This window comes from Streptomyces bohaiensis, from assembly GCF_012033785.1.
Lineage (GTDB): Bacteria > Actinomycetota > Actinomycetes > Streptomycetales > Streptomycetaceae > Streptomyces > Streptomyces bohaiensis.
This window is the reverse complement of sequence record NZ_JAAVJC010000153.1, coordinates 1-11,613: the sequence shown is the minus strand read 5'-3', so window position 1 is coordinate 11,613 and position 11,613 is coordinate 1. Positions and strand designations below refer to the sequence as shown.

11 protein-coding genes are annotated in these 11,613 nt (G+C 73.0%); 6 read left to right on the top strand and 5 right to left on the bottom strand.

All coding sequences use genetic code 11. The features are described from left to right. On the bottom strand, nucleotides 1–145 hold a 145-nt coding region (locus tag HCN52_RS25515; protein WP_245175204.1), incomplete at its 3' end, for a PAS domain-containing protein. 118 nt (nucleotides 146–263) lie between these two features. Here HCN52_RS25515 and pheS point away from each other — a divergent pair. Together pheS and pheT are read left to right on the top strand one after the other, a co-directional pair. Continuing rightward, nucleotides 264–1,397, top strand: a complete 1,134-nt coding sequence (gene pheS, locus HCN52_RS16335; RefSeq protein ID WP_168089188.1) for a phenylalanine--tRNA ligase subunit alpha — start codon at nucleotides 264–266, stop codon at nucleotides 1,395–1,397. Beyond that, nucleotides 1,397–3,910: a phenylalanine--tRNA ligase subunit beta gene (gene pheT, locus HCN52_RS16330; RefSeq protein ID WP_168089187.1), complete on the top strand. Its 2,514-nt coding sequence runs from the start codon at nucleotides 1,397–1,399 to the stop codon at nucleotides 3,908–3,910. The genes pheS and pheT overlap by 1 nt, the downstream gene beginning before the upstream one ends. A gap of 108 nt (nucleotides 3,911–4,018) precedes the next feature. Here the strand turns inward: pheT and ligD are convergent, their stop codons facing one another. Next, nucleotides 4,019–4,909: a non-homologous end-joining DNA ligase gene (gene ligD / locus HCN52_RS16325; protein ID WP_168089186.1), complete on the bottom strand. Its 891-nt coding sequence runs from the start codon at nucleotides 4,907–4,909 to the stop codon at nucleotides 4,019–4,021. 30 nt (nucleotides 4,910–4,939) lie between these two features. Between ligD and ku the strand changes: the two genes are divergently transcribed. After that, nucleotides 4,940–6,061 carry a non-homologous end joining protein Ku gene (gene ku, locus HCN52_RS16320; protein ID WP_168089185.1) on the top strand — a complete coding sequence of 374 codons (1,122 nt, stop codon included), beginning with the start codon at nucleotides 4,940–4,942 and terminating at the stop codon, nucleotides 6,059–6,061. Between the two features lie 41 nt (nucleotides 6,062–6,102). Here ku and HCN52_RS16315 read toward each other — a convergent pair whose 3' ends face one another. Together HCN52_RS16315 and HCN52_RS16310 are read right to left on the bottom strand one after the other, a co-directional pair. Then, nucleotides 6,103–6,462: an HAD family hydrolase gene (locus tag HCN52_RS16315; RefSeq protein ID WP_168089184.1), complete on the bottom strand. Its 360-nt coding sequence runs from the start codon at nucleotides 6,460–6,462 to the stop codon at nucleotides 6,103–6,105. A gap of 9 nt (nucleotides 6,463–6,471) precedes the next feature. Next, complete coding sequence (locus tag HCN52_RS16310; RefSeq protein WP_168089183.1) at nucleotides 6,472–7,332, bottom strand: 3-hydroxybutyryl-CoA dehydrogenase; 861 nt, start codon at nucleotides 7,330–7,332, stop codon at nucleotides 6,472–6,474. A 355-nt stretch (nucleotides 7,333–7,687) separates the two neighbouring features. On the opposite strand from HCN52_RS16310, the gene HCN52_RS16305 reads away from it, so the two are divergent. Beyond that, nucleotides 7,688–8,944, top strand: coding sequence for a glycoside hydrolase family 10-like protein (locus HCN52_RS16305; RefSeq protein ID WP_168089182.1), 1,257 nt, complete (start codon nucleotides 7,688–7,690; stop codon nucleotides 8,942–8,944). 74 nt (nucleotides 8,945–9,018) lie between these two features. Here HCN52_RS16305 and HCN52_RS16300 read toward each other — a convergent pair whose 3' ends face one another. Then, nucleotides 9,019–9,213 carry a DUF1918 domain-containing protein gene (locus HCN52_RS16300; RefSeq protein WP_168089181.1) on the bottom strand — a complete coding sequence of 65 codons (195 nt, stop codon included), beginning with the start codon at nucleotides 9,211–9,213 and terminating at the stop codon, nucleotides 9,019–9,021. Nucleotides 9,214–9,400: 187 nt separating this feature from the next. Here HCN52_RS16300 and HCN52_RS16295 point away from each other — a divergent pair, with 187 nt between their 5' ends. Both HCN52_RS16295 and HCN52_RS16290 read left to right on the top strand, forming a co-directional pair. Then, nucleotides 9,401–9,961 carry a histidine phosphatase family protein gene (locus tag HCN52_RS16295; protein WP_168089180.1) on the top strand — a complete coding sequence of 187 codons (561 nt, stop codon included), beginning with the start codon at nucleotides 9,401–9,403 and terminating at the stop codon, nucleotides 9,959–9,961. 377 nt (nucleotides 9,962–10,338) lie between these two features. Then, nucleotides 10,339–11,502 carry a pectate lyase family protein gene (locus tag HCN52_RS16290; protein WP_168089179.1) on the top strand — a complete coding sequence of 388 codons (1,164 nt, stop codon included), beginning with the start codon at nucleotides 10,339–10,341 and terminating at the stop codon, nucleotides 11,500–11,502. Nucleotides 11,503–11,613: the final 111 nt, after the last annotated feature.

Genomic DNA, 11,613 nt, shown 5'->3' with positions numbered 1-11,613 from the left:
GGGGGGAGCCGAGCGCCTGTGCGGGATCGGTGCCCGTCAGCCGGGCGGCCTCCGCGTTGAAGCAGGTGACGCGCCCCTGGCTGTCGGCGATCACCAGCCCGTCGGGCAGGTCGTCGGGGCGCACCCACCGCCCCCGGCGCCGCAGGCAGCGGGGCCACGGGGCGCGACGCCCACCGGGCGCGCCGTAGACTCGGCACCCGGCACCACCGCCGCCGCCGAGCGGGCGCGCCAGGCACACCGGAAGTAGGGAACACCGAGAAGCGATGTCGGCACCCAATAAGTCATACGACCCCGTCGAGGTCGAAGCGCTGAAAGCCGAAGTGATCGACCGGGCGCGCGAGGACGCGCTCGCGGCGATCGCCGCGGCCGACAGCCTCGACGCGCTGCGCGAGGTGAAGGCCGCGCACAGCGGCGACCGCTCGCCGCTCGCGCTGGCCAACCGCGAGATCGGCGCGCTGCCGCCGAAGGCCCGCGCCGAGTCCGGCAAGCGCGTCGGGCAGGCCCGCGGCGCCGTCTCCAAGGCGCTCGCCGCCCGGCAGGAGCGGCTGGAGGAGGAGCGCGACGAGCGCGTCCTGGTCGAGGAGGCGGTGGACGTCTCCCTGCCCTACGACCGCGTCCGCCCCGGCGCACGCCACCCGCTGACCACCCTCATGGACCGCATCGAGGACATCTTCACGGCCATGGGCTACGAGGTGGCCGAGGGCCCGGAGCTCGAAGCGGACTGGTTCAACTTCGACGCCCTCAACATCGGGCCGGACCACCCGGCCCGCACCACCCAGGACACCTTCTTCGTCCGCCCGCCCGGCGGCGGCGAGGTCGGCCCCGACGACGCGGGCCTGGTGCTGCGGACCCACACCTCCCCGGTGCAGATCCGCTCGCTGCTGGACCGCGAGCCGCCCGTCTACGTGGTCTGCCCCGGACGCGTCTTCCGCACCGACGAGCTGGACGCCACCCACACCCCCGTCTTCCACCAGGTGGAACTGCTGGCGGTCGACGAGGGCCTGACCATGGCGGACCTCAAGGGCACCCTGGACCACATGGTGCGCTCGCTGTTCGGCGAGGGGATGGAGACCCGGCTGCGGCCGGACCACTTCCCCTTCACCGAGCCGTCCGCCGAGATGGACATGGTCTGCTACGTCTGCCGCGGCGCCTCCGTCGGCAACCCGGACCGCCCCTGCCGCACCTGCTCCAGCGAGGGCTGGATCGAGCTGGGCGGCTGCGGCATGGTCAACCCGCGCGTCCTCACCGCCTGCGGTGTGGACCCCGAGCGGTACAGCGGCTTCGCCTTCGGGTTCGGCATCGAGCGGCTGCTGATGTTCCGCCACAACGTCGAGGACATGCGAGACATGGTCGAGGGTGACGTCCGGTTCACCCGGCCGTTCGGGATGGAGATCTGATGCGGGCCCCGCTTTCCTGGCTGCGGGAATACGTCGAGCTGCCGGCCGAGGTGACCGGCCGCGACGTCGCCGCGGCGCTCACCGCCGCCGGCCTGGAGGTCGAGACGGTCGAGCGCACCGGCGCCGGCCTCACCGGCCCCCTCGTCGTCGGCCACGTGCTGGCGATCGAGGAGCTGACCGAGTTCAAGAAGCCGATCCGCTACTGCCAGGTGGACGTCGGCGACGCCAACGGCACCGGCGAGCCGCAGAACATCATCTGCGGCGCGCGGAACTTCGCGGTCGGCGACAAGGTCGTCGTCATCCTCCCCGGGGGCGAGCTGCCCGGCGGCTTCGCCATCTCCTCGCGGAAGACCTACGGCAAGGTCTCCGAGGGCATGATCTGCTCCGCCTCCGAGCTCGGCACCAGCGACGACCACGACGGCATCATCGTGCTGCCGCCGGAGTACGAGCCGGGCACCGACGCGATGGAGCTGCTGGAACTGGTCGACGAGATCCTCGACATCTCCGTCAACCCGGACCGCGGCTACTGTCTGTCGCTGCGCGGCCTGGCCCGCGAGACGGCCATCGCCTTCGACCTGCCGCTGCGCGACCCGGCGCTGCTGGACGTCCCGGTGCCCAACGGCGACGGCTATCCGGTGGAGGTCGCCGACCGCGGCGCCTGCGACCGGTTCGTCGCCCGCACCGTCACCGGTGTGCGTCCCGAGGCGACCTCCCCGCTGTGGCTGCGGCGCCGCCTGGAGAAGGCCGGCATGCGGTCCATCTCCCTGGCCGTCGACATCACCAACTACGTGATGCTGGAGCTCGGTCAGCCGCTGCACGCCTACGACCGCGCCCGGCTGGAGGGCCCCATCGGGGTCCGCCGCGCCGAGCCGGGGGAGAAGCTCACCACGCTGGACGACGTCCGCCGCACCCTCCACCCGGAGGACCTGGTCATCACCGACGGGCGCGGCCCCATCGGGCTGGCCGGCGTGATGGGCGGCGCCGAGACCGAGATCACCGCGGGCGGTGGCGAGGGCGCCACCGCCACCACCGACGTCGTCATCGAGGCCGCGCACTTCGCGCCGCGCGGCATCGCGCGCACCGCGCGGCGCCACAAACTGTCCTCCGAGGCCTCACGCCGCTTCGAGCGCGGCGTCGACCCGGAGGCCGCGGCCGCCGCGGCGCAGCGCGCCGTCGACCTGCTCGTGCTGCTCGGCGGTGGCACCGCCGACCCCGGCGTCACCCACGTCAGCTCCGTCGCCACGCCGCGGACCGTGCTGATGCCCGCCACCCACCCGGGGCGGGTCGCCGGCGTCGACTACGACCGGGAGACGGTCGTCCGCCGCCTGCAGTCCATCGGCTGCGACGTCTACGGCAGCGACGAGCTGACCGTCACCGTCCCGACGTGGCGCTCCGACCTCCTCGCCCCCAACGACCTCGCCGAAGAGGTCATCCGGCTGGAGGGCTACGCCCACCTGCCCTCGACGCTGCCCCGGCCGCCCGCCGGCCGCGGACTGACCGAGACGCAGCGGCTGCGCCGCCGCACCGGGCGGGCACTGGCGGGCGCCGGGTACGTGGAGGCGCCCAGCTACCCGTTCCTGAGCCGCCGCGTCCTCACCGACCTCGGGATCACCGACGGGGACGCCCGGCTGCGGACGGTGACGCTGGCCAACCCGCTCTCCGACGAGGAGCCCGAGCTGCGCACCACGCTGCTGCCGGGGCTGCTCGCCACCCTGCGCCGCAACGACCGGCGCGGCAGCCACGACCTGGCGCTCTTCGAGAGCGGCACGGTCTTCCTGCCGACGGGCGAGGAGCCCGCACCGGTGCGGCCCGGCGTGTCCGGCCGGCCCAGCGCCGAGGAACTGGCCCGGCTGGACGCCGCGCTGCCGCACCAGCCGCGCCACGTCGCTGTCGCGCTCGCCGGCGACCGCGCCGCGGCAGGCTGGTGGGGCGCGGGTCGCCCCGCGGACTGGGCCGACGCGATCCAGGCCGCGCGCCTGGTCGCCGCACAGGCGTCGGCGGAGCTGGAGATCGCCTCCGCGCAGTACGCGCCGTTCCACCCGGGCCGGTGCGCGGCGCTGTACGCGACCATCGAGGGCGACCGCGTCCTCGTCGGCCACGCCGGCGAGCTCCACCCCCGCGTGGTCAAGGCGCTCTCCCTGCCGGAGCGCAGCTGCGCCATGGAGCTGGACCTCGACCTGGTCGAGGCCGCGGGCTCCGGGCCGCTGCGCGCACCGCGGGTGTCGGCCTTCCCGGTCGCCACCCAGGACCTGGCGCTGGTGGTGGACCGCTCGGTCCCCGCGGCGGCGGTGGAGCGCGTGCTGCGGGACGCCTCGGGAGAACTGCTGGAGTCGCTCGACCTGTTCGACGTCTACACCGGTGAGCAGATCGAGGCGGGCCGGAAGTCGCTCGCCTACACGCTGCGGCTGCGCGCCGCGGACCGCACGCTCACCGCGGAGGAGGTGACCGCGGCCCGCGAGGCGGCGGTGGCCGCCGCCGGGGAGCAGCTCGGCGCCACGCTGCGCGGTGCCTGACGCGGCACGCCGCCGACCGGGCCCCGGACCCCGCCGCTGACCGCGGGGGCCGGGGCCCGGTCGCGTCCCCGCTCCTCGCCCGGGCCGGACCGGTACCGGGGGCGTCGGTCAGCGCCGACCGGGCAGCGGTCGGGCGTGACCGGCGTTGAGCAGCCCGCCCAGCAGATCGCCGTGGACGGCGATGCGCCCGGGGATGTCCGACAGGGTGAAGGCCAGCTCCCGCGGGTCGCCGCAGCCGGCGATCTCCTCCCAGGTGACCGGGGTGGACACCTCCGGGAATTCCCGGGCGCGCAGCGTGTACGGCGCCGCGGTGGTCTTCGCGGCCGCGTTCTGGCTCCAGTCCACGAAGACCTTGCCCGGCCGCTCCGCGCGCCGCATCACCGCCACCGCCAGCTCCGGCAGCTCCGCCGCCGCCAGCTCCGCCAGCGACCGCGCGTAGGCCGCGACCTCCGCGGCGGGGGTGGGGACCAGCGGGCAGAGCAGGTGCAGCCCCTTGGAGCCGGAGGTCTTGGCACACACGCTCAACCCGTCCTCGGCCAGCCGCTCGCGCAGCCAGCGTGCCAGCAGGCAGCACTCCACCACGGTCGCCGGCGCGCCCGGGTCCAGGTCGAGGACGAGTCGGTCGGCCTGCTCGGGCTCGGTGGTGCGCCACTGCGGGGTGTGGAACTCCACCACCAGATTGGCGGCCCACACCAGGCTCGGCAGATCCTGGACGAGGACCTGCCGGGCGGGGGAGTCGCCGTGGCGGGGCACCTCCGCGCTCTTCACCCAGCCGGGCGTACCCGGCGGCACGTTCTTGGTGAAGAAACGCTGCCCCCGGGGGCCGTCGGGATAGCGCAGGAAGCTCAGCGGCCGGTCGTGCAGATGCGGCAGGATCGTGCCCGCGTTGACCGCGTAGTGATGCACCAGCTCGCCCTTGGTGGTGCCCGACGCGGGGTGGATGACCTTGTCGAGATGGGTGAGGGTGAGGCGGCGCCCCTCGACCTCGGTGACCGTCATACTCGAAGAGTGGCACGAAAGGGGCAGAACATGCGATCCATCTGGAAAGGTGCCATTTCCTTCGGGCTCGTCACCATCCCGATCAAGGTGGTGGGGGCCACCGAGAACCACAGCGTCTCCTTCCGGCAGCTGCACGTCACCGACGGCGGGCGCATCCGGTACCGCAAGGTCTGCGAGATCGACGACCAGGAAGTGGGCGGCGACGAGATCGGCAAGGGCTATCAGGCGCCGGACGGCTCCGTCGTGATGGTCAGCGACAGCGAGCTGGCGCAGATGCCGCTGCCCACCGCCCGCACGGTGGAGATCCTGGGCTTCGTCCCCGTCGACTCGGTGCAGCTGATCCAGTTGGACCGCTCGTACTACCTCGCCCCGGACACCGGAGCCGACAAGCCCTACGTGCTGCTGCGGGAGGCGCTGGCGCGTTCCGGCAAGGGAGCGGTGGCGAAACTCGCGATGCGCGGCCGGGAGACACTGGCGCTGCTGCGCCCCGGCGAGGACGGTGTCCTCGGGATGCACACCATGCTCTGGCCGGACGAGATCCGTTCGGCGGCCGGCATCGCCCCGCAGGACAGGGTGACGGTGCGCGACGCGGAGCTGGACCTCGCCGACACCCTCATGGACTCGCTGGGCGAGGTCGACCTGGCGGAGCTCCACGACGAGTACCGCAGCGCCGTCGAGGAGCTGGTCACCGCCAAGCTCAACGGCGTCGAGCCGGAGCAGGCGGCTCCCGCACCCACCGGAGGAGCCGTCGTCGACCTGATGTCCGCACTGCAGGACAGCGTCCGAGCCGCCCGGGGGGCCCGAGGCGAGGCGACCGAGGAACCGGACGCCGACGGGGAGGGTCGCACCGCGACCGTCACCGAGATCACCGACGGCGGGTCGCGGCGGTCCGGCGGTGGCCGGAAGCGGTCCGGCGGCGCGTCGAAGAAGACGGCGAGCGGGGGCGCCGGTCGAGCGGGTGGGACGAGGACCGGGGCGAAGAAGACCGCCGCCAAGAAGGCCACCGCCGGGAGCACGACCGGGAAGAGCCCGGCGAAGAAGACGGCGGCGAAGAAGAGCGCCGCCGGCAGGACGGCGGCGAAGGACGGGGCGGCGAAGAAGAGCGCCGCCGGCAAGGCGCCCAGGAAGGCCGCCGGCCGCCGCTCCGCCTGAGCCCCGCCCGGGTGCGGGGCGCGCCGCGGTCGCGCCCCGCCTCACCTCAGCTCGGCGACCTCGCGCAGTGTCCGGTCCCAGTCGGTGAACCGCACCGCACGGTCGTCGATGTACGCGGAGGCCGGCAGCTTGCGGCTGGTGACCAGGAGCTTGCCGCGCCCGTTCCAGAACCGTCGGCGCGCGGTGTGCCGGTCGACCACCGTCTCGAACCCGTGACCGTCCAGCCACGGGGCCACCTGCTCCGGGTCCCGGCTGGTCAGCACGAAAACCGCGTGCTCGGACATCAGGGTCCGCAGCGCGTCGAGGGCGCCGGGCACCGGCGGGTCGTAGATCGTGCCGTCCGCCCACCCGCGGCGGTAGGCGTGGATCACCCCGTCGAAGTCCACCGAGACCGTGCTCATCGGCCGACCTCAGCCGTAGGTGTAGAAGCCGGCGCCGGTCTTCCGGCCGAGACGTCCGGCGGAGACCATGCGCTGGAGCAGCGGGGGAGCGGCGTACAGCGGCTCCTTGTACTCCTCGTACATCGAGGCCGCCACGGAGACCACCGTGTCCAGCCCGATCAGGTCCGCCAGCTTCAGCGGGCCCATCGGATGGGCGCAGCCCTGCTCCATCCCGTTGTCGATGTCCTCGCGGGCGGCCACCCCGGCCTCGAACATCCGGATCGCCGAGAGCAGGTAGGGGATCAGCAGCGCGTTGACGACGAACCCGGACCGGTCCTGCGCGCGGATCGAGTGCTTGCCCAGTACCCGAACCACCAGGTCCTCCGCTCGGCGGAGGGTCTCCTCGGAGGTCGTGAGCGCGGGGATCAGCTCGACGAGGTTCTGCACCTGCGCCGGGTTGAAGAAGTGGACGCCCAGCACCTGCTGCGGGCGGGTGGTGGCGACCGCCAGGTTGACCAGCGGGATCGAGGAGGTGTTGGAGGCCAGAATGGCGTCCGGCCGGGTGAGCACCTGGTCCAGGACCTGGAAGATCTCCAGCTTCACCTGCTCGTTCTCGACGACCGCCTCGATGACGAGGTCACGGTCGGCGAGCTCCCCCAGGTCGGTGGTGAAGGACAGGCGCTCCAGCGTGGCGTCCCGCTCGGCCTCGCTGATCTTGCCCCGCTCCGTGACGTGGTGGAGCGAGTTGACCAGCCGGGACCGGCCCAGCTCCAGGGCCTCGCCCGTCGTCTCCGCGACCTTCACGTCCAGTCCGGCCCGGGCGCAGACCTCTGCGATCCCGGCGCCCATCTGGCCGCAGCCCACCACTCCGACCCGTTCGATGTCGGTCACACCGTGCCCTTTCGCCGAGACAGCACTGCCGGTGGCGCGGCTCCCGTGCCGTGCGACCGCCCCCCGGCACCGACCGTACTCCCGGGCCCGGTCCCCGGCGGCGGCGGGGGGTCACCCCCGTGCCAGTGCCGGTGACGGAACGCTGCGGGGCCTTGCGGAGCGCGCATGACCATCGTGCGCCCCGGTGGGCCGCGTGCGCGCTGTTCGACACGAACTTTTCGCAGAACCCCCGTGTCAGGCGGGTGCCGATCGGGTCATCTTGATAGAGCTGGCCCGACAGAGTGGCACAGGCCCGACCGCGCCGGCCCTCGCAGAACCGGAACGAGCACCCCGAACCCGACAGACGGAGTACCGCGTGGGACACCTCACTCGCAGAACCTTCACCGCCGTCGCGGCCGGCGCGGCCATCGGCTCGCTCGCCCTCACCCGTGCCGGTGCCGCGACCCCGCCGGGCGGCGGCGACCCCGAACCCGACACCACCCCCGGCGAGCGCGCCGCGTGGCGGCCGGAGGGCGAGCTGCGCGGCGTCTGGATCGCGTCCGTCAACAACGGGGACTGGCCCTCCAAGCCGGGACAGTCGGCCGAGCAGGTCCGCAGCGAGCTGCGCGCGCTGTTCGACGACGCCGCCCGCTGGAACCTCAACACCGTCTTCCTCCAGGTCCGGCCCACGGCCGACGCCTTCTGGCCCTCGCCGCACGAGCCCTGGTCGTCCTGGCTCACCGGCGTGCAGGGCGCGGACCCCGGATGGGACCCGCTGGCGTTCGCGGTGGAGGAGGCGCACGCACGCGGCCTGGCCCTCCACGCCTGGTTCAACCCCTACCGGATCGCCAACCACGACGATCCGGCCCGACTGGCCGCCGACCATCCGGCCCGACGCAACCCCGGATGGGTGGTCCGCTACGGCGGCGGTCTGTACTACAACCCGGGAATTCCCGAGGTGCGCCGATTCACGCAGGAGGCGATGATCCACGCGGCGGAGAACTACGCCATCGACGGGGTGCACTGGGACGACTACTTCTACCCCTATCCGGTGGCGGGCGAGGAGTTCGACGACGCCGAGGCCTTCGCCGAATACGGCGGTGATTTCGACGACCTGGGCGAGTGGCGGCGCAACAACGTGAACCTCCTGGTGCGGGAGATGCACGAGAGGGTCAAAGCGGTGCGCGCCGACCTCGCCTTCGGCATCAGCCCATTCGGTGTCTGGCGCAACCGCGGAACCGACCCGGCCGGGTCGGACACCCGCAGCCTCCAGGCCTACGACGAGCTGTTCGCCGACACCCGGGGCTGGGTCCGCAACGGGTGGATGGACTACGTCGTCCCGCAGTTGTACTGGCACATCGGGCTCGCCGCCGCCGACTACGCCAAGCTGGTCCCGTGGTGGTCGGAGGTGTGCGCGGGGACGGGGGTGCGGCTGATCGTGGGAGAGGCGATGTACAAGGTCGGCGACGCCGCCCAGCCGGACGCGTGGCAGGACCCGGCCGAACTCTCCCGGCACCTCACGCTGGCAGCCGAGGCCCCCGAGGTCACCGGCCATGTCTTCTTCGCGGCCAGCCAGGTCAAGGCCGACCCGCTGGGCGCGATGTCACGGGTCTACGAGGACCACTACCGCTGACCGCCCCCGGGGCCGACCGGCGGCGTCGTCCGGTGCCGTACCCGCCCCGGCGGGCGCGGCACCGGAGCGCCTCGTCAGGTCTCGCCGGAGCGGTGGCGGAGCGTCGTGTCCGGGCCGGGGGCGACGACCGTCTCGTGGCCGTCCTCGTCCCGGACCCGGTACGGAGGAGCGCCGTCCGGTCCCAGGACCTCCACGATCCTGGCGACCCGGTCGGGGTCCCCGACCGTCCTGCCGTGGGTGACCACGCGGTCCCCGGTGTGGGCTCGCATCACGGACCTCCCGCCGTGTCTGGGCTGTGAGCTGGCCCTTTCCATGCTAGATCCGCCCGTCGTCATGGGCTTCCCGGTGAGAACCCCCGGCAGTGGCCCGGAACCGGTTTACCCGGATCGCCGAAAGGGCCGTGACAATTCCTCGCGGACCGTGGTGTCGGAATACGAGTACTCGTACGATTCCGCCATGCTGGTCACGCTGATAGCCGCTGCCCGCAGTTCCTCGTTCGACGACGCCCGCTTCGGCGACGACCGCCCGCTCGACGCCGCGGGCTGGGCGAGCGTGGAACGTGCCGTGCCGGCACTGGCTCCGCTGGCCGCCGCCGAGCTGCGGTACTGCTCGCCGACGACGGGCTCGCGCCAGACCGGGGACGTGCTCGGCCTCGCCCCGCTGGCCCAACCGGCGCTGCGTGACTGCGACATGGGGCGGTGGCAGGGGCTGACCCTGGGCGAGGCCACCGCGAGAGAGCCGGCGGCGGTCGACTTCTGGCTCGGCGACCCGCGTTCCGCGCCGCACGGTGGCGAGACCCTGATCGCCTTCGTCGGCAGGGTCGGCGGTTGGCTGGACACCCGACCGGCCGGACCGCACGGCCGCGTCGTCGCCGTCACGGAGCCCTCGGTGATCCGCGCCGCGATGCTCTACGCGCTCAAGGCGCCGCCGTTCGCCTACTGGCGCACCGAGGTCCACCCGCTCTCCGTCGTGAGCCTCTCCGGCGGCGGCGGCCGCTGGAACCTGCGACTGGGCTGAGGCCCGCCCCCTCCCGGTCCCGCCCCGAGTCGGCCTTCGGGGTGGCTCCCGGCGCACATCTGCAACCGGTTGCCATACGGCTTTGGGGAAGCGCTTGCTCCGCGGCGAGGAACCCACTGGTGGCGTGGGTTGTCCGAGGCGGCCGCCTGGCTGTGCAACGGTTCGCAACGCACTGGTCAAGGTCAACTGTCCTGACTGGCGCCCAAGTTGAGGTCGCTGCGCAGTGGGTTGACAGCCCTCGGGGCCTTCGGGACGCTGCTTCCGCAACCACCCTGCAAGCGGTTGCACCCTGTGGGTCGAAGCCGGGGATTCCGAGGCGCCCCCACCCTCGCGCAGTCCGTGTCCCCCACACCTCCCCGGCTGGAAGGAGCCGCACCATGTCCGTGAAGAGGAAGACGCTCGTCCGTTCCGGGATCGCGGGAACCGGGGCCGCCGCGCTGCTCGCCGCCAGCTGGGCCGCCGGTCTCGGCGGTGCCACCGCCGGAGCGGCCGAGCCGACCGCGCCGCCGCCGGTCGCCGGTCCCACCGCCGCCGACCCCCACAGCGACGTACCGCTCGGGTACGCGGCCGAGGCCGGCGGCACCACCGGAGGGTTCGGCGCGGACGTCGTCCACGAGTACCTGCTCAGCGAGTACGCCGCGGACGCCGGGTACAGCGACCCCGGCAGGGCGATGTACGACCTGCTCAACCAGCACCGCCGGGCCGGTGCCGACGAGGGACTGGTCATCCACGTCGACACCACCGTCGGTCCCGACAACCTGACCGGCAACAAGATGGACGTCAAGGACGTCTCCAACGTCTCCATCCTCGGCGTGGGCGACGCCGCGGAGTTCGACGGCGCCGGCATCAAGGTCACCCGCGCGGACAACATCGTCATCCGCAACCTCGACATCCACCACGTGCGACTCGGGGACGGCGACGCGATCACCGTGACCGAGGGCAGCCACCACGTCTGGATCGACCACAACACCTTCAGCAGCACCCGGGACGTCGACAAGGACCACTACGACGGACTGGTCGACATCACCCACAACAGCGCGTACGTCACGGTCTCGTGGAACCACTTCCACGACCACTGGAAGGGCATGCTCGTCGGCCACAACGACAGCGCCGGCTCCGCCCCCGACAAGATCACGTACCACCACAACCACTTCGAGCGGCTCAACACCCGCATCCCGCTCATCCGCCACGCCGACGTCCACTTCGCCAACAACCTGCTGGAGGACATCGACGGCTCCGCGGTCAACGCGCGGATGGGCTCGCAGGTCCTGGTCGAGGGCAACTGGTTCGAGAACGTCGGCAGCGGCGAGGACGACTCGCACGCCGGCTACCCGGAGGGCCCGGTCGGCTGGTGGTACGGCTCCAACGCCACCGGCTACTGGAACCTCGTCGACAACGCCTTCGTCGACAGCCCCCACGAGCACCTGGAGTCCACCACGGACTTCACCCCGCCGTACGCGTTCGACGCCGACAGCCCGGCGGACGCCAAGTCCGCCGTGGAGCAGTACGCCGGCGCCGGAGTCATCGACGTGACGCCCTGACCCCGGCCGATCGACGGCCCGAGGCCGCAGGTGACCCGTCCTCCGGGGCGGGTCGCCGCGCGGGGGCCGCGGCGGGCCCGGGCGCCCGGGTCGCCCCGGTCAGCGTCGCCC

What these genes read in the sequence shown, in the direction of transcription:
- pheS (WP_168089188.1), top strand. Translation starts at nt 264, where the DNA reads ATGTCGGCACCCAATAAGTCATACGACCCCGTCGAGGTCGAAGCGCTG.
- pheT (WP_168089187.1), top strand. Translation starts at nt 1,397, where the DNA reads ATGCGGGCCCCGCTTTCCTGGCTGCGGGAATACGTCGAGCTGCCGGCC.
- ligD (WP_168089186.1), bottom strand. Translation starts at nt 4,909, where the DNA reads ATGACGGTCACCGAGGTCGAGGGGCGCCGCCTCACCCTCACCCATCTC.
- ku (WP_168089185.1), top strand. Translation starts at nt 4,940, where the DNA reads ATGCGATCCATCTGGAAAGGTGCCATTTCCTTCGGGCTCGTCACCATC.
- HCN52_RS16315 (WP_168089184.1), bottom strand. Translation starts at nt 6,462, where the DNA reads ATGAGCACGGTCTCGGTGGACTTCGACGGGGTGATCCACGCCTACCGC.
- HCN52_RS16300 (WP_168089181.1), bottom strand. Translation starts at nt 9,213, where the DNA reads ATGCGAGCCCACACCGGGGACCGCGTGGTCACCCACGGCAGGACGGTC.
- HCN52_RS16295 (WP_168089180.1), top strand. Translation starts at nt 9,401, where the DNA reads ATGCTGGTCACGCTGATAGCCGCTGCCCGCAGTTCCTCGTTCGACGAC.
- HCN52_RS16290 (WP_168089179.1), top strand. Translation starts at nt 10,339, where the DNA reads ATGTCCGTGAAGAGGAAGACGCTCGTCCGTTCCGGGATCGCGGGAACC.